Source organism: Bacteroides congonensis (assembly GCF_900130125.1).
Classification (GTDB): domain Bacteria; phylum Bacteroidota; class Bacteroidia; order Bacteroidales; family Bacteroidaceae; genus Bacteroides; species Bacteroides congonensis.
In genome coordinates, this window is sequence record NZ_FQXY01000010.1 from 996,424 (window position 1) to 1,015,052 (window position 18,629).

General features: G+C 44.5%; 9 protein-coding genes. 4 read left to right on the forward strand and 5 right to left on the reverse strand.

Annotated elements, in window-relative coordinates; translation table 11 throughout:
• Positions 1-82: 82 nt before the first annotated feature.
• From BQ7997_RS15165 to BQ7997_RS15185, 5 genes are all read right to left on the reverse strand, one after another.
• A complete protein-coding gene (locus BQ7997_RS15165; RefSeq protein ID WP_073347091.1) occupies positions 83-3,523 on the reverse strand; it encodes a bifunctional proline dehydrogenase/L-glutamate gamma-semialdehyde dehydrogenase in 3,441 nt (1,146 codons plus the stop codon).
• A 1,641-nt stretch (positions 3,524-5,164) separates the two neighbouring features.
• Positions 5,165-6,316: an MFS transporter AraJ gene (araJ, locus tag BQ7997_RS15170; RefSeq protein WP_073347092.1), complete on the reverse strand. Its 1,152-nt coding sequence runs from the start codon at positions 6,314-6,316 to the stop codon at positions 5,165-5,167.
• Positions 6,317-6,485: 169 nt separating this feature from the next.
• Entirely contained in the window at positions 6,486-7,892 is a 1,407-nt protein-coding gene (locus tag BQ7997_RS15175) for an alpha/beta hydrolase family protein (protein ID WP_073347456.1), read from the reverse strand.
• A gap of 531 nt (positions 7,893-8,423) precedes the next feature.
• Complete coding sequence (locus BQ7997_RS15180) at positions 8,424-9,557, reverse strand: AAA family ATPase (RefSeq protein WP_073347093.1); 1,134 nt, start codon at positions 9,555-9,557, stop codon at positions 8,424-8,426.
• Between the two features lie 184 nt (positions 9,558-9,741).
• Positions 9,742-10,314 carry a DNA-3-methyladenine glycosylase I gene (locus BQ7997_RS15185; RefSeq protein ID WP_073347457.1) on the reverse strand — a complete coding sequence of 191 codons (573 nt, stop codon included), beginning with the start codon at positions 10,312-10,314 and terminating at the stop codon, positions 9,742-9,744.
• 192 nt (positions 10,315-10,506) lie between these two features.
• Between BQ7997_RS15185 and BQ7997_RS15190 the strand changes: the two genes are divergently transcribed.
• The 4 genes from BQ7997_RS15190 to BQ7997_RS15205 all read left to right on the forward strand — a co-directional run bounded on the left by BQ7997_RS15190 (position 10,507) and on the right by BQ7997_RS15205 (position 18,614).
• Positions 10,507-12,156: a DUF6377 domain-containing protein gene (locus tag BQ7997_RS15190; RefSeq protein ID WP_073347094.1), complete on the forward strand. Its 1,650-nt coding sequence runs from the start codon at positions 10,507-10,509 to the stop codon at positions 12,154-12,156.
• Positions 12,157-12,368: 212 nt separating this feature from the next.
• Complete coding sequence (locus BQ7997_RS15195; protein ID WP_210436306.1) at positions 12,369-15,371, forward strand: SusC/RagA family TonB-linked outer membrane protein; 3,003 nt, start codon at positions 12,369-12,371, stop codon at positions 15,369-15,371.
• 36 nt (positions 15,372-15,407) lie between these two features.
• Positions 15,408-16,892, forward strand: a complete 1,485-nt coding sequence (locus tag BQ7997_RS15200; protein ID WP_073347096.1) for a RagB/SusD family nutrient uptake outer membrane protein — start codon at positions 15,408-15,410, stop codon at positions 16,890-16,892.
• A gap of 18 nt (positions 16,893-16,910) precedes the next feature.
• Positions 16,911-18,614, forward strand: a complete 1,704-nt coding sequence (locus tag BQ7997_RS15205) for a SusE domain-containing protein (protein WP_073347097.1) — start codon at positions 16,911-16,913, stop codon at positions 18,612-18,614.
• Positions 18,615-18,629: the final 15 nt, after the last annotated feature.

The window sequence follows — 18,629 nt, forward strand, 5'->3', positions numbered from 1 at the left end:
CTGTCTTCTCCCCTTATTCCCGACTACTTCCAATTGGAAAGTTAAGCCGGAAGAATAAGGGGAGAAAGTATTCATTTCATTATTACTCGCAAGGTGGCACTTCGGAAATACTACCGTATCGGTGATACTCGAAAGAGATGCTTTGCTCCTTGATATAGTGCAGCAACTCGATGCGTCCTTGCTTGACGGGCGGTGCTGTCGCAATGTACATATCATATTCCGCAGCTACTTCATACATTTTTTGGGGAATATTGGGCGAACAAGTCCGTATTCTTGCATAATCTATCATTACTTCCAGAAATTTCTCCATTGACTCTTCCCTTAGTTCGCAACCGGCTCCGGCAAGTGCGGCACTACGGTTGTCAGTCGGGTCGAAGCTGATGGCGAGCGGTGTTCCGCAGATCTTTGCCGCATAGGCAATCATCAATGCTTCTTCGTCCGTATCCTCCGGGAATAGACGCAGAATCATTTCATACAGAGGCAGATAACGGAAAAGATTCTGTTCCCCGTATAGCTTGTTGATGTCTTTGGCTTTTGAGAATTCTTCCTGCCAGGCTTTCTCATAGCTTTGTTTATAATCAGTCTTGCTGTCCGGCTTGTCTGTGATTTCTACAAAGCAAGTGCAATAATTGGGGCCGCCCGCTTTGAGGCCGCCACCAAAAGCGGACATATTCATTCCGCCGAATGGCTGACGGTTGACGATTGCTCCCGTAATTCCCCGGTTGATATACAGGTTTCCTGCCGATAGGGTGTCCTTCCACAGTTTTTGTTCAGCTTCGTCGAGGCTCTGTAATCCTGAAGTTAATCCGTAGTACAGGTCATTGACCAAGTCAATACCTTCTTCGAGACTATCAATGCAGCCGACACTTAGTAGCGGGCCGAATAACTCAGTGCAGAAAGAGAAGCTCCCCGATTTTACTCCCCATTTTACGGTGGGGGCCAATATATATTCTTTCTCGTCGATAAAGCGCGGTGGAACCAGCCACGACTCTCCCGGTCTGAGATTGAAGGCTTTCAGCAGTTTGTCATTCTTGTTGGTAATCATCGGGCCTACCACATTTCCGGCATTCCAGACACTGCCTGTTTTCAGACTTGTTGCCGCATCTTTCAGTTTGCTTTGGAAGTTCTCATCCTCGTAGACCGAGCGTTCTACCAACAACAGTGAGCAGGCGGAACATTTCTGTCCGGCATTGCCGAAGGCGGAAGCGACGATATTCATGATAGCATGGTCGCGGTCGCCCGATGCTGTGAGGATAATGGCGTTTTTGCCACCGGTTTCTGCGGATAGTGGAGTTGCCGGAGCAGTCTTTGCGATATTTTGGGCGGTATCCGTGCCGCCTGTCAGGATAATATGCTTGATGGCGGGAGCGGTAGTCAGTACTTTCAGTGCTTCCCGGTTGGTAATGATGACCTGTAATGCTTCTTTGGGTACACCTGCGTCCCAAAATGCCTTGGCAAACATCCAGGCAACCGGAGCTGCCACAGTAGCAGGTTTCAGGATAACCGTGTTTCCGCCTGCCAATCCCGCCACTATACCACCTACGGGGATAGCGCAAGGGAAATTCCAGGGAGAAATAACCAATATCGTTCCCTTCGGCTTCATCTCTATGTCATCCAATACGGCAAACTTCTTCATCGCCGTCGTATAGAAACGGGCATAATCTACCGCTTCCGAAACTTCCACATCACCCTCAATCACCGTTTTACCCGTCACGGCGCACATGCAACCTATCAGGTCGCCCCTCATGTCGGCCAACCGGTTGGATGCTTCGTACATAATCCGATGCCGTTCTTCCAGTGTAGTCTTTCTCCATCCGGCAGGGTCTGTTTCGGCAATCCCGATAATCTTTTCCACTTGCCTGCTGTCCGCTTGTGACATTTCACAGATACAGATTTCATCATTCTGACAACGGTCGAGGTATTTATAACGGCTTTCGCATACTACCGTTTCCGCACCTATCTGTAACGGGATGATTTCCGGCTCTTCCGTTCCGTTTTTCTTCCATTTGGCGAAGATACGACGTACCCATTCCTGATTCTGTGGCAAGTCGAAATCCGTATCCGGCTCATTCTTCATCGTATCTGACGGCGCAACGGGAGTATAGGGAAGATTACGATTCTGAATACGCGGCGATACATGGGTAACAGTATCTTTCATCGCATACGCATCTTCAAACTGTTTCGCAAGGAAGTCCCATTCTTCCGTATCCGGTTTCAGATTGAAAGAGTGAGTCAGGAAGTTGTCAGGTGCCGTGTTTTCATCCATCCGGCGGACAAGATAAGAAACTGCATTCAGGAAATGCTCGTTCTTTACCACCGGAGTATAGAGAATCACCCGATTGCCAAGCATAGACTGGGCACGCCATAGATGATTGGCCATTCCTTCCAGCATTTCAAAAGTCATATATTCGGCTGTGCCGTACTTCTGAGCTAACAAATAAGCGTAAGCGATAGAGAACAGATTATGAGAAGCTACGCCAAGATGCAATGCCTTGGCATTTTCGGGCATTAATGCCCGTTCCAACAGGTGCAGATAGTTGGCGTCCACTTCCGTCTTGGAAGGAAGAATCGGATTCGGCCAACCTCTCAGGGAAGAAATAACCGTTTCCATCTCCAGGTTACAACCTTTTACAAGGCGCATCTTGATAGGAGCACCGCCTTCCGCTATGCGGGCTTTGGCAAATTCCAGCAATTCCGTCTGGAAATCATGGGCATCCGGCAGATAAGCCTGAACAACGATTCCCGCAGAGTAATTCTTAAACTGCGGCAGACTGAGCATAGTCTTGAAAAGACGCAATGTGAAGTGCGCGTCTTTGTATTCTTCCATGTCCAGATTGATGAACTTGGATTGTTTTGCACCGGTTTCGTCTATATACGGGAAATCAATAGCCTTCTGATAGAGTGCGGACATTCGCGAGACGAGTTCGGGAAAACTTTCCTCATAATTCAGGGCATGCGTCTGAGCGTATATTCCCGATATTTTCACAGAGATATAATTAATATCGGGTGATTCCAGCGCTTCTAAATAATGGTGGTAACGATGGTCGGCTTCCCCGTTACCAAGTACTACTTCACCCAGCAGATTTACGTTCTGCCCGATTTTCTCTTGTGCACGGGTAGCCAGATGCTTTGTGAGTTGCGGACGTTCCTCATTGATGATGACTTGCGAGGTATCCATGCGCAAACGCTTTTTGATAATCGGGATAGCGATAAAATCGAAATGATAGCCGAATGCCTGGTACATCTTGAATAAGAAAGCATCCCGTTTATTCAGAAATTCGGGTACGCCGTATTGATCGAGAAGGGTCTTGATACGTTTGGCAAGTATTTTCCGGTCGCGGATTTGCGATGATTCATCAAGCATCTTGACCAGGAACTTCTTGTCCTGCGGGCGTTGTACCATAACGGCGTATTTATGCTGTTCCCGGCGTTCGGCTTTGGTAATGGTATCTTCACAAGTCTGATATAGTTTGAGTACCCAATCCCGTACTTCAGAAAGGGTCGGTTGAAATTGTTTGTCCATAAGAATTTGTTCTATGTAGATTGTGGAAAATGAAGAAAAAAATCTCAAATTGCAATTTACATATCACGGAAGGTGGGGCTGAACATGACAGCACGGTAGCGATGCAGGGTTTGCAACGCTTGCTGCGAGAAGCGGTCGAACAGATACTGCTGTTTCATACTCGTCGTTTTTTTAAGTTATTAGAAACGAAAGGCTTGCACTTCTCACAAAGATAAAAATAATTTGTTGATTTTCAAGTGAAAAGAGAAGAAAATGCAACTGTAATGAACAAAACTGATGCGAAAATAAACTAATTCAATTTCAGAACTAAACACGCACTCCAAACAAAAGTTTTCACGATTTACCCTCATACCCTCATAAATTTCTTCAAAGCCTTTATTCATCGTAGCTTCAGCTATGAGAGCAGGTCATGATAGCACCCTGAGAGTAACTTTTGCTCTCAGGGTATTATCATCCCATCCCTCTATAAAACATAGGATATACTAACGGGATATTAACGTTATCTCTTCGGTATCCTTTCGTTAGATTACCGATATCACTAATTCATCACGGCCGTGACAAATTCCTACCACGGCTGTGAAGAGAACCTACCATGGCCGTGACGAATAGTTACCACGGCCGTGGTGAGATAACACTACCGGTAATCTAATGAAAGAATACCGGCAGCCTAACGCAAGGATAAAGGCAAGATAACTAACACTTCCTTACTTCATAACTTATGTTTCCCTAAACAACATAGCCAGGGAACCCACATTAAAACACAACGTACTGAAATGAGTTAAACAGAATAGAAAAGATTCAAAACCGTACGGATTTGATTCATAACCGATGCGAACTGGAATGAACAAGCTATTCTTTTTCCGCCCAAATCATCATAAGCCTTTAAGTGGAACTTTGGCGACTTGCTTAACACAACCTTATAAATGAGTCCTGCCTGCTCCAGCCATAGAATAGCGTCCTCATATATAAATCATCACATTTTTGATATCAGAAATGTGATGGTTTACACATTTTTGATATGAGTTTTGTGCAGATATACACATTATCAATACATGGCAAAAGAAAAGTCGCAATAAAACTAATTATTGAATATTGAACAAACCGTTGCTGATAGTCCCATCCTGCCTGTGGGATTCATAAAAATAAGGGGAGCAGCCGGATAAAATCCATTTGCTCCCCTTCGGGGTGTAGCTAGCCTTAAAAAAGAATATCGTAAAAGGCAAGTAGCAACACCAGAATGTTGCGTTTTCAACTTAATAGCCGTCAGACGCGGGACACTCCTGTCTGATTCTACTTGCCTGTATAGTTATTGCAAGATTATATTTCATATCTTTTGCAAACGTATGGGCATAAAAAAAGCGGAAGGGTATTTACCTATCCGTCAGAGAGGGAGTCGAAGCCCTTATACACAAACAGGAAATACCCCCCGCTTAGCAGGGAGCATTCGTCTGTTTTCATGTGTATATAGATTAATTTCGACTTTTCTCTGACACAGAAACCAGTAAACGCTTTTTTATCTAAAATGTAAATACATGTCGCGCTACGACCGTACAAAGATAGTAAATTATTGAATCAATAACCGTCCGACCCTTTCTTTTTTCATCCGATAGCTTGATTTTCTTTTTTTCGGGTATAACCGTTTCAGGAACTTTCGTATTTGGACTGATATTTCTTATAGAAAATCAGGAACAGAGTAAATCCAATCAATGCGAACGGAACACCGGTGAGGGCGGGATAGCGGTATCCGCTGCTGATGGCAAGTCCCCCTGCATAAGCACCGATAGCATTTCCCAAATTGAAAGCGACCTGTACGCAAGCGGCTCCCAACATCTCTCCGCCTTTTGCCACACGGATAATTAACACCTGTTCTGGACTGGATACGGCAAACAGTCCTGCCGTACAAAGACACATTAGCAAAGCTGCCGCCCATTTGTAAGGTGAAAGGAAGAAAATAAGCAATAGCATAATGCAGATAAGTGCCTGCGCAGCAGTTCCCACCTTTCCGGGAGTATAACGGTCGGAGAGACGTCCGCTAATCAGATTTCCCATTACCATTCCAAAGCCGGCAAGAATCATTAAAGGAGTAATACTTTCGGCAGAGAAACCGGAAACGTGAGTCAACATGGGGTTGATATAGCTATACCAGCAGAATACACCACCATTTCCCAATGCCGTAGCGCCGAGAATCAGCCACGGAGCCGGAGTTTTAAGAAAGCGGAATTGTCCCTTGAAACCTGTATCTTTCAATCCTTCCACGTGAGGAACCCAACGCCAGATATAATACAAGATAACAACTCCCCAAATACCTACCAACAGGAAGGTGGCACGCCAAGAAAGCATAGTACTTAGAGAAGTTCCCAGCGGTACGCCGAAAAGGTTGGCAATAGTCATTCCGGCAATCATAATCGAAACTGCTTCCGAACCTTTTCCCTTGTCAGCCAGTCTTTCGGCAACAATGGAACCCACGCCAAAGTATGCTCCGTGAGGCAGACCGGAGATGAAACGGGCAGCAAGCAACACCCAATAATTGGGAGCCATAGCCGCGCAGATATTACCTATCATAATCAAGGTGACTAATACTAAGAGAATATGTTTCAACGGATATTTGCGAGCCAGTGTCAGCACAGGTGCACCCACACAAACGCCTAAGGCGTAAGCTGAAATGAAATGTCCCGCCATGGGGATGCTGATACCTAAATCTTTTGCCACGTCGGGCAATATTCCCATCATTACAAATTCGGCAATACCTAATCCCAAGGTACCGAACGCCAATGCTATAAGACTTTTCTTCATACGAAACTATACCTGATACTGTTACTTTTTACCTTAATTACCTGCCGCTGCTTTTTTTCGGCTGCAAAGGTAAAACAAAATCAGTCAGAGTGAGTTCGCACGGATAAATTTTGATTTAAATCAATTTGTACAGTATCAGTCTAAATGCAAGATAATACATTTGATGGACTTATTGTTTTTTTATCCAATCGGTGATATCTTTCAATACTTCCGGACTGATAGTCTCTTCCAGTTGTCCATATTCGGCCAATGTACCTTTTTCGCAGGTCTGAAACAGATGGTTTAAGTTCGGATAGGCTTTTACAGTTACCTTCTTATTTCCATTTTCACTGATTCTTTGTTGGATGGCTGTCAGATTCATAGCGGCATCCACTTGAATATCCCTTTCTCCGTTTAACGCAAAAACGGGACATTTTATTTTCTTCATGTCTTTGGCGGGGTCATATCTCATAAAATGGAGATACCATGGCGAAGTCATTGAACTGATTTGGGCGGAAATCTGCTGTACGGTATTCAAATCTTTCAGTTGTTCGGGCGACATCGTTTTAGTAACATCTGCATATAATTCTTTTTGCAGTTCGCCCGTTGTTTTATCCGCTTGTTGCAGCATGGCATATCTGTTTCGTACAGACGGTTTCATTCCCTGCCAAACCGCATCCGGCATTCCCTGGGATTTGGAAATTGATTCTACTTGCTTCAACATCAGGCTGTCACCTCTTACACCGGCTCCTGCCAATGAAACAATAAATGCAACCGACGGGTCTTTGGCGGCTACAATGAATGCTATAATTCCGCCTGCGCTATGTCCGATAATGCCGATTTTCTTTGTGTTTATTTCTTTTCTGCCACGTAGATAGTTGATGGCAGCTTCCGTATCTGTTGCGAAATCTTCGTTGGTTGCTGTTGTGTGGTCACCTTGCGATGCGGCTGTTCCTCTGTCGTCACATCTTAGTACTGCGATTCCGTTCCGGGTCAGATAGTCGGCGATGACAAGGAAAGGTTTATGTCCCATAATCTCCTCATTCCGGTTCTGCGCACCGCTTCCTGTCACCATAACCACTGCCGGGAATTTAGTTCCCTTTTCGGGAAGGGTCAGCGTGCCTGCAAGATTGATGCCGGCCTGTTCATTCCTTACCGTGACTTCTTCGCTTCTATAAGGGAAAGGCGGTTGAGGCTCTTGCGGACGTTTGAGGGGAGCGGCTTCTCCCTTTTCCAAATTCAGCGGCATGGGCATTCCTTGCGTGAAAGTTCCGCTTATCGTATGATGACTGCTCAATTTTCCTTTGTAGGAAGCATGGATAGAAGGTATCTGAATCGTCACTATGGAGTCCTTGAAAGAAGTGGATTGCGTCTTTATACCGTTGGCTCCCTGATCGGGGCTGTCGAGTGTTGTCACATAAGCTCCTTGTTCTGTTTGATTGATGTGGAATACGATAGTCAGCGAACCGGTGGGGACAGTTAGTTTTCCGTGCCAGGTGCCCGAAATATCCTGGGCAGATATGGAAGATGAGAAGAACAGTCCGGTCAGTAACCCGGTAATGGCAATAACGATATGGAAAGCTTTCAATATTTTCATAAGAGAAAAAATTAGATGGTTGTAATGATAGCTGTATGCTATATACAAAGGTAACGGTTTTTCTCATTATAAAAAATAAGACATTACTCAATTTTCTTGAAATCGGGTAGTATCTTATTTAGATGCGATAAAATCCTGTTTTAAATGTGGATGGGGTGCAATCTTATTTTTAAATGTAATCGCAGTTCGACTATAAAGTTGAAAAACAAAAAGTATCTGCCACCCGATACTGACCATCAAAAAAGAAAGCAGTATCTATCCAATGTATTAATACACAGGTATATAATGAGTGATGTATCAGTTATTGTCATTCAGTATCTTAGCTGCGAATACTCTATTTATAGGCTGCAAATACACGAGTTTTCAGCTATTAATAGTTGTCTTTTCAGCTATTAATAGCCTAGGCGTAGGGTATTAACAGTTTGGACATAGAGTATTAACACCCTGGAAGCAGGATATTAACTGTGTAGTTTCAAGTTGTTTCGATAGGATGAAACAGTTTGTTTCATAGCCTAATAGTGGACAGTGCACCTAATAGTTTTTTTGTAACCACACTCCCAATAGTTTGTCGGATATTTCATATTGATTCTGTTCCTGAGAAACTAAATTCTTTTCCAGTAGCCCCTTGAGCGCAGATTGTACGGAACTGGGAGTACTTAGCTTATACTTTTTTATAAACTTTCCTGAAGTTACTCCTATCGCTTTTTGTTCTTTTCCTATAGCGATGAGTACCTCTTTCTGCTTCTCCGGAAGGCGGGAGAAAATCTCCTGGTAAGTGAAGTCCTGCATCTGAAGGATATTGGTCAGAGCGATGGTTTGTAGGGAACGGCTACATAATTCCCCTTTCCCGGTCAGTATATATAATTCATTAAACATGAGTTGTATATACCAGGTATGTCCTTCAAAGAAATTATATACTTCGTCTATCAGTTCTTCTTCAATGTGCTTTTCGTTTTCAAGGAAAAGCCTTCCAACAAATGCTTTGTATTCTGTAAGTGGGATACTTTTTAGTTGCATCATATTGACGCTTTGGTAGAAAGGCCGAGCCGGACTGTTGAACATATTCATCATAATATGCTTCTGACTTCCGGCAAAGATGAAACGGGCATTTTGGCAATGTTGGACTTTAGTTCTCAATATGGCTTCTACATTCTTTTCCGCATAATTGCCTATTTGCTGAAACTCATCAATGGCTACGATACAGGGTTTATCTGCTTGTTCCAGGTAAGCGAAGATTTCATCCAACGTTGTTTCCGCTGCATGGATATCTCCTAATCCAATGTCGAAGGTTGGCTCTCCTGTAACGGAATCCAATTTAAAACCTGCACGCAGTGAAGAAATGACCGAGAAGAAACGTTCAATGAACTTCATTCCTTTGGGTTTGAGTTTCTCGAAAATCTCTTTTCCCAATGCGAATACAAATTCCCTGAGACTGGCCGTCGCGTAAATGTCAATAAAGAAAGTATAATAATGCTCTTTTATCTCATCCTGATAAAAGCAGTGACGAATCAAGCCTGTCTTTCCCATGCGGCGCACAGAGATGATAACAACATTCCTTCCATTGGTTATGTTGCGTATCAACTGTTCTGTTTCCACTTCACGGTCACAAAAGTAATGGGGAGATATGTATCCGCCTACGATAAAAGGATTATTAATGACTGCCATACTGATTATTATAAATATAATTATTGCAAATATAATAATTATGTTTATAATAATGTGGTTTCTGCTCCTGTTTTTTCTTTTCTATTACTCTTCTGCATCTGTTTATTGCAGTCTACCTTGTTATTGCAACCTATCCCGTTATTGTAATCTATCCCGCATCTTATCAGGAAAACAGGCCAGCTTTTTATTTTGCCCGGCAAGCGCATCCCACCAGATGGTCGTTGATAAACCCCGAAGCCTGCAAGTGGGCGTAACAAATCGTTGTTCCGAAGAATTTGAACCCTCGTTTTTTCATATCCTTACTCATGGCATCGGATTCGGGGGACGACACGGGAATCTCGCTCAATGAACGGAAAGTATTGACAATCGGTTTTCCGTCGGGAAAGAATGTCAGTGTGTAGTTATAAAAACTACCGAACTCCTTTTGCAGGGCGAGGAATTGCCTGGCATTGGTGATGGTCGATTTGATTTTCAGGCGGTTTCTCACAATGCCGTCAAACTGCATCAACCGTTCCACGTCTTCATCGGTCATTTGCGCTACCAGCGTGGCATCGAAATCACAAAAGGCTTTGCGATATCCCTCACGCTTCTTAAGGATAGTTATCCAACTCAATCCGGCTTGGGCGCTCTCCAACACAAGAAACTCGAACAGCGTCTTATCGTCAGTCACCAATTTTCCCCACTCCTGGTCGTGGTATTTCACATACAGTTCGTCAGTTCCGCACCAACCGCAACGTCCGTTGATAATATCTTGCATATGCATAACATTTTGTAATAGTGTGTGTAAAGATAGCCGATTCACAGTGTCGTGCCAAATATTTATCAGCTTATTATTTCCGAAAACTATCCGCAAGGGTAAATTATGATTTATATAACTACAATCTTTTGTTTGAAAGCAGAAAGTTTCTGAAAGACTTTTATCTTTGCAATATATAATACATACGGCACTATGAAAAAAGTTATTTTTATCCTTGTGGCAATAATCCTTCCCGGCTTGCTTTGTGCGAAAGATGATAAGAGTACCGATGCGTTACTCCGCGAGATTGATGGTATCATTAAGAACCGCCAGACTTATGGGGCAGAAAAGGAAACACGTATTGCCGACTTGAAAAAGTTACTGTCTGAAGCTGCTTCCGACGAACAGCGATATGGATTCTGTGGACGTCTTTTCGATGAATACCGGGCTTATAACCTGGACTCGTCTTTTGTCTACGCCCAAAGGAAACAGGACTTGGCACACCGTCTGAATAAATCGGATTACCTGGATGATTCTGCCATGAATATGGCGGAAGTGATGGGAACCACCGGAATGTATAAAGAAGCGCTTGAACTATTGTGTGAGATTGACAAGAAAACCTTGCCCGATTATCTGTATTCCTATTATTATCATTTATACCGCACTATTTATGGGTTGATGGGCGATTATGCCGTCACGGCAAAAGCCAAGAAAGAGTATTACCGCATGACGGACTTGTACCGCGACTCTCTTCTGCAAACCAATGTATCCGATTCTTTGGGGCATGTATTGGTACTGGCGGATAAGTGCACGGTTCATGCGCAATATGACCAGGCGATAAATATGCTGATGGATTTCTACGGGAAACCTTCTTTGGACAATCATGCAAAGGCCATGCTTGCTTACACGCTTTCGGAAGCCTACCGTTTGAAAGGCGATAAGAAAGGACAAAAACATTACCTGGCTCTTTCAGCCATTGCCGACCTGAAATCGGCAGTAAAAGAGTATGTTTCTTTGCGGAAGCTCGCTTCGCTCGTCTACGAAGACGGGGATATAGACCGTGCCTATAACTATCTGAAATGTTCACTGGAAGATGCAACCCTTTGTAATGCCCGCCTTCGTACCCTGGAAATCTCGCAAGTCTTTCCCATTATCGACAAAGCCTACCAGTTAAAGACGGAACGTCAGCAACGGGAAATGAAGACTTCTCTGATTTGTATCAGCCTGCTTTCCGTATTTCTGCTGGTAGCCATCTTCTTTGTGTACAAGCAGATGAAGAAAGTAGCCGCCGCCCGTCGCGAAGTCGTTCATACCAACACGCTCCTGCAAGAACTGAACGAAGAACTGCATGACTCCAACTCGCAACTGAAAGAGATGAACCACACACTTTCGGAAACCAACTATATCAAGGAAGAATACATCGGCCGTTATATGGATCAGTGTTCCGCTTACCTGGATAAGATGGACTTATACCGCCGCTCCCTGAATAAGATTGCCGCCGCCGGCAGAGTGGAAGAGCTTTATAAAGCCATAAAATCCTCCCAATTCCTCGACGAAGAACTGAAAGAGTTCTATGCCAACTTTGACATGACCTTCCTGCAACTCTTTCCCAACTTCGTAGACGAGTTCAATGCCCTGCTTACCGAACCGATGCAACCCAAACCGGGAGAACTGCTGAACACCGAACTCCGCATCTTTGCCCTTATCCGATTGGGAATCACGGACAGCACTAAAATAGCGCAATTCCTCCGTTACTCCGTGACTACCATTTATAATTACCGGACACGTGTCCGCAACAAGGCTTTGGGAGAAAGAGATGAATTTGAAGCTAAAGTAATGAAAATAGGGAAGGTGGAAGAGTAAGAAAACCACTACTTTTTTAGTCTGACTACTGTTTTGTAATGTTCTTATTCTTAGTGGTTTATACTGTGAGAAACTGTATGAACCACTATATTTTTGCTATCTGCTCAAAGAAGCAGTATTAAATGTGGATACTTTTGTTTCACGGTCATTCAGGAAATGACGCAGCGAATAAAAACAAAAGTAACCCTAATATTAACTTTAAATTAATGTACATGAAACAGAGCATGAAGTCGAAAGGCTTTGAACGCCGCCTCTTATTAATAATGTGGGGCTTGTTCCTATCTCTTGGTGCATTCGCACAACAGATTTCAATAAAAGGACATGTCGTAGATGCTACGGGCGAGCCGGTTATCGGTGCCAGTGTAGTGGAAGGAAGTACGACGAACGGTACGATTACCGATATGGACGGGAATTTTTCTCTGAAAGTGTCCCCTAAAAGTACGCTGACCGTTTCTTTTATCGGATATGCCACCCAGACCGTTCCGGTAAACGGAAAAACGTCTCTTACAATTACATTGAAGGAAGATACCGAAGTTCTCGATGAAGTCGTAGTAATCGGCTACGGTACGATGAAGAAAAGCGACCTGACGGGTGCCATCTCTTCCGTTTCTTCCAAAGATCTGATGAAACAACCGTCCCCCAGTCTCGGAGCAGCCTTGCAGGGACGCGCCACCGGACTTCAGGTGATTTCGAGTGGTGCGCCGGGCGATAACGTGTCGATGAAGATTCGCGGCATCGGCTCTATCAACAACAGCGACCCGTTGCTCGTCATTGACGGAGTGCCGACCGATGTTCCCCTGAACATGATTAATATGGACGACGTGGAGACGGTAGACGTATTGAAAGATGCTTCCGCCACCGCTATTTACGGCTCACGCGGAGCTTACGGAGTGATTATCATCACCACAAAGAAAGGAAAATCGGACGCTTCCCGTTTTAACTTCAAAGCCTCTTACGGTATTGAGAAAGCCATCCGCACACTGGATTTACTGGATGCCACCCAATTCGCTTCCCTTCACAATGAAATGATGACTGCCAACGGTCAGCCGCAAAACCCGCTGTTTGAAGACCCCACCTCACTAGGCAGGGGAACGAACTGGACAGACGAACTTTTTCAGACGGCTGCCACCCAAAACTATTCACTGAACTATTCAGGTGGAAATGATAAAACGACTTATTATGTATCTGCCGCTTATTTTAACCAAGAAGGTATCGTGCGTACTACTCAATATGAGCGTTACACCGTACAATTCAATATGGATACCCAGATGAACAACTGGTTGAAGATGGGAAACAAACTGTCCCTGAACCATGACATCAAGCAAAAGGGAGAATACAGCATCAAGAATACTATGCTGGCACTGCCTACGCAAGCCATCAAGAATGACGACGGTTCATGGGCCGGGCCGGTGGGACTCCCGATGTACGTAGGAGATATTGCCAACCCTATCGGAAAGATGATGACTAACTCCACCGCTACCAAAGGTTTCAATGTACTGGGTAATATCTACGCCGAAGTGAAACCATGGGAATGGCTGACTTTCAAAACCATCGTCGGTGTGCAGGCACTCTTCTGGGATGATAAAGGCTGGTCGCCCAAGTATGACTGGCAACCGATTTCACAACCGGAATCCTATGCTTCCCGCAAATATAACAAGAGTCTTACCTTACTATGGGATAACACCCTGACCTTCAACAAGACTTTTGCGGAAAAGCATCAATTGACCGTGATGGTCGGTTCTTCCGCCCAGAGTAATACATACGAATATTTAAGCGGCTCTATTATGGGATTTATCAGTCCCACCGCCCAGCAATTGGATAATGGTACGCTTGAACCGACTGTCAACGGTAACGGCAGCGATTGGGCGTTGCTCTCTTACTTGGGACGTCTCAACTATACGTACGACAATAAATACCTGTTGACAGCTACGATTCGTCGCGACGGTTCTTCCCGTTTTAGCAAGCAGAATCGTTGGTCAAATTTCCCTTCCGTATCTCTTGCCTGGAGACTTTCCGAAGAACCTTTCTTTAAAAAGAGTTTCTGGCTGAGCGATGTGAAAATCCGTGCAGGATACGGCTTGACTGGTAATCAGGCAAGTGTGGGCAATTATGCGTATGCGTCTACTATTCAGACTATCCAATATAATTTCAATGGTACGCAGGTGAATGCCATCGCGCCCTCGGTAATGCCGAACCCGAATGTCCGTTGGGAAGAAGTGGAACAATACAACATCGGCGCGGACTTGTCATTAATCGACAGCCGCATCAATTTGAGTCTCGATGCATACATCAAGAACACGAACGATATGCTTGTCAACATGGTAGTGCCTATCTCCACCGGATATTCGGACATCAATGTCCCCAAGATTAATGCGGGCAAGATGCGCAACAAAGGTTTTGAAGTATCCGTCAGCTCCCGCAATCTGGAAGGAGAGTTCTCATGGAATACGTCTCTCAACGCTTCTTATAACAAGAACGAGATTATTCGCCTGAACGGGGATGTCCCGATGTATTTCGATAATAATATCCATGCAGTCGGTCGTCCGGTCAGCTCTTTCTACGGTTACGTGACGAACGGTATCTTCCAGACACAGGAAGAAGTAGACCGTTACGCCATTCAGACACAAGGAAACGACCCTTACAACCGCACTTCTGCCGGAGATATTAAATTCAAGGACTTGAATAACGACGGAGTCATCAACGACAAAGACCGTACGTATCTCGGCAATCCCACCCCGACGTGGATTTTCTCAATGAACAACTCATTTGCCTGGAAAGGCTTCGACCTCGAAATCTTCCTGCAGGGGGCAGCGGGAAATAAAATCTATAATGCCAACCGCGCTTCTTTGGAAGCCATGTCCGTGGCACAGAACCAAATGACAACCGTTCTCGACCGCTGGCGTGGCGAAGGGACAAGCAACAGTATGCCGCGTGCCGTATTCGGTGACCCGAACAAGAACGGACGTGTTTCCAACCGCTTTATAGAAGACGGCAAATACCTGCGCTTGAAGAACGTAACTCTCGGATATACCCTGCCTACCGCATGGAGCAAGAAAGCGGCGATGTCCTCTGTACGCTTCTTCGTTTCAGGACAGAACTTGCTGACCTTGACCCGTTACACAGGACTCGACCCGGAGATTTCCGGTTCGGGAAATGACAATAACGTATATCCTATCGCCCGTAATATTACATTCGGTGCATCTGTTTCTTTCTAACCACTTTTATATAGAACCTTTAATTGATTGACAAATATGAAAAAGTTCAGATATATACTCCCTTGTTTCTTGTTGGGCTTGACATTGAATAGCTGTGACGGCTTTCTGGATAAGGAACCATGGGATTCCATCGATACTTCCAAGAGTTTCCAGGCAGCAGAAGACGCGATAGCAGCCGTGAACGGTGCTTATCAGCCGCTTCAATGGCCAAAACTATATAACATGCGTATGTGGACGCTGGACATCATAGCCGGCAATAGCATCGTTGGTGCGGGTGGCGGTACGGATGGTATTGAGACTACCGACTTGGCTAACTTCATCACTACTACCGATAATGCCGGCGTACTGGATGTATGGCGCGGCCCTTCCCCGGGAATTCTCCGTTGCAACTTCGTTATCAAGAACGTGCCGGGCATGAATATCGACCAAGGCTTGAAGAACCGTTGTTTGGGTGAAGCCAAATTCCTGCGCGCCCACTATTACTTTATTCTCGTTCGTCTTTTCGGTGGAGTGCCTTTGCTGACAGAACCGCAGACTTCGGACGATGATCTGAAGCCTTTCCGTGCCTCTAAAGAAGATATTTATAAACTGATAGAGGATGATTTGAAAGAGGCTGTCAACCTGCTTCCCGACAAGTCTTCTTATTCCGCTTCCGACTTAGGCCGTGCTTCCAAAGGTGCAGCCATGGGGTTATTGGCAAAAGTGTATCTGACTCAGGGAAAAGAATATGCGGAGATTGTACGTCTTTGTGAGGATATTCAGAAGTTGGGCTATCATCTGAATGAGGATTACAGCGACAACTTCAATCCGAACAAGAAGAACGGCCCGGAATCATTGTTTGAAGTACAGTATTATGGCAAGACCAGTTATGACTTCTGGGACAATGAGAATCAGGCTTCCTGGTTGAGTACATTTACAGGTCCTCGCAATTCGGATATGGTAGCAGGTGGTTATGGATGGAACCAGCCGACAGCGGAGTTTGTCAGCCAATACGAAGAGGGGGATAACCGGAAAGACAAGACCATCCTTTACCTGGGATGTCCCGACTTTGACGGAAAGCAGTACCAGTCGTCTTATTCCACTACGGGATATAACCTGCGTAAGTTCCTTGTCCCGAAATCTATCTCTATGGATTTCAATACAAGTCCCGCCAACTTTGTGGTGCTCCGCTATGCCGACGTATTGTTGATGAAAGCGGAAGCTTTGAACGAACAAGCTCTGACGACTGATGCGGAAGTTCCTTTGTATGAAGTGAGAAAGCGTGCGGGACTGACTAACCGTGCGGACATCGAAGGACTGACACAAGACCAGATGCGCGAAAAGATTATCCACGAACGCCGTATGGAACTGGCTTTCGAAGGTGACCGCTGGTTCGACCTTGTCCGTCTGAAAGACAACTATGCCTTGAAGTTCCTTCACTCTATCGGGAAAACCAATGCAGCGGAAAAGCACCTGTTAATGCCTATACCGTTGAAGGAGATAGAAGCGAATGGAAATTTGAAACAGAATCCCGGATATTAATTTTGAAAAAGAAGAATTATGAGAACAAAGATATATATCGGCCTGATTATTTTATTGGCAGGTTTTGTATTTAATTCGTGTACATCCGATGAAATGGAAACAGATAAAGGGAGTGAGTCTTTATTGCTGTCTGTTTCATCCAAGATAGTGGAGCTGAACCAGTTGATGAGTGACAGGGAAGCTTTTCATTTTGCCTGGACTGCCGGCAGTAATTACGGAACAAGTTCCCGAATCAGCTATACTCTCGAAATGGATTTGAAAGGTAATAACTTCGCAGGAGGATTGAAGAAGGACATAGGCGCAACGGATTCCCGTATCCTGGCATTTAATCATAAAGAGTTGAATGATTTGCTGGCGGAAGTATGGAATAGTTCTTTAGATGAGACATTGGAGTTTGAAGCCCGCGTGACGGCTATTGTATCGGGACATGAAGCATTTACCCGGATATCTCCTGTCGTTACATTCAAAGTGACACCTTATATTGAACGTTATCTGAATCTATGGATGATTGGCGGAGCAACCGCAGGTGGATGGAGCCTGGATAGCGCTACCCCGATGGGTTCCATTGAAGATGAGCCTAATGGTTTTATCTGGGAAGGCGTACTTCTATCCGGGGAACTGAAATTTGTCTTACAGAAAACTTCTTTTGTTCCTTCCTTCAATAAAGATGGTGAAGATGAGAATAAACTCGTTTATAGGGAGAATGATGATGAGCCGGACGAAAAGTTTATAATAAACACTCCGGGTAATTATCGGATAAAGCTGAATCTGAGTACTCTGGATATTGAAATTACGGATTTGGGCGGAGAGATGGTTTATCCTAATCTTTGGATGATTGGTTCGGCTACTACCGGACAGTGGTCGCTTGATAACGCTACGAAGATGACTCCGATAGCCGGTGAACCTAACGGATTTGTTTGGGAAGGTGAGCTTGGAACGGGTGAACTTAAATTTGTGACTCAGCAGAGTGATTTCTATCCTTCGTTTGGCAGGGACGGAAGTGATGAGAATAAACTGATTTATCGTCAGGATGAGAATGACGGGCCGGATAATAAATTCAATATCAAGCGTGGTGCCAGCTATCGGGTGAAAGTAAATCTGAATACATTGGATATTGAAATCACCAATTTGGATGGTGAAGAACCGGATAACAGTGAATTTTGGATGATTGGAACTGCGGCAGGAGAGACGCCGATAGCCATGACAAAAGATGATTCGAACCCTGAGCTTTTCATTTATAATGGAGAATTGCAGGACGGTACTTTCCGGATTTCAAGAGACAAAGAAGGGACTGAAGTGGTGACAGAAGAGAAGCAGACGTATAAAAGTAAATATGCTGTGACATTCAATGTCGGTAGCCAGGACTTGACAGTGGAACAAATTGTAGTTTACGAGAAGGTTTGGGCAATGGGAGAAGCGGTATCCGGAGATTTTGCCTGGGAGAATGTGAAAGAACTTACACAAAGCAGCTCTAACAAGAATGAATTTGTATATGAAGGAGAATTGGGAACCGGACAGATAAAGTTTCCTCTCCAATTCGGTGATTACGGTGGTTTATTCTTTGTTGCGGAAGAAGATAATAAAGGAGTGTATGATGAGTTTACAGGCTCATGTTATCTCTCTTCTGATAAGGGCGACAATAAATGGTATATGAATAATGCCGGAACCTTTAAGGTTACTATCAATACCTATAAAAAGGAGATTCATTTTCAAAAGAAATAACGATTAATACAGATT

Excerpts from the sequence above, each read along its gene's own strand:
- BQ7997_RS15165 (WP_073347091.1), bottom strand. The coding sequence starts at position 3,523 with ATGGACAAACAATTTCAACCGACCCTTTCTGAAGTACGGGATTGGGTA.
- araJ (WP_073347092.1), bottom strand. The coding sequence starts at position 6,316 with ATGAAGAAAAGTCTTATAGCATTGGCGTTCGGTACCTTGGGATTAGGT.
- BQ7997_RS15175 (WP_073347456.1), bottom strand. The coding sequence starts at position 7,892 with ATGAAAATATTGAAAGCTTTCCATATCGTTATTGCCATTACCGGGTTA.
- BQ7997_RS15180 (WP_073347093.1), bottom strand. The coding sequence starts at position 9,557 with ATGGCAGTCATTAATAATCCTTTTATCGTAGGCGGATACATATCTCCC.
- BQ7997_RS15185 (WP_073347457.1), bottom strand. The coding sequence starts at position 10,314 with ATGCAAGATATTATCAACGGACGTTGCGGTTGGTGCGGAACTGACGAA.
- BQ7997_RS15190 (WP_073347094.1), top strand. The coding sequence starts at position 10,507 with ATGAAAAAAGTTATTTTTATCCTTGTGGCAATAATCCTTCCCGGCTTG.
- BQ7997_RS15195 (WP_210436306.1), top strand. The coding sequence starts at position 12,369 with ATGAAACAGAGCATGAAGTCGAAAGGCTTTGAACGCCGCCTCTTATTA.
- BQ7997_RS15200 (WP_073347096.1), top strand. The coding sequence starts at position 15,408 with ATGAAAAAGTTCAGATATATACTCCCTTGTTTCTTGTTGGGCTTGACA.
- BQ7997_RS15205 (WP_073347097.1), top strand. The coding sequence starts at position 16,911 with ATGAGAACAAAGATATATATCGGCCTGATTATTTTATTGGCAGGTTTT.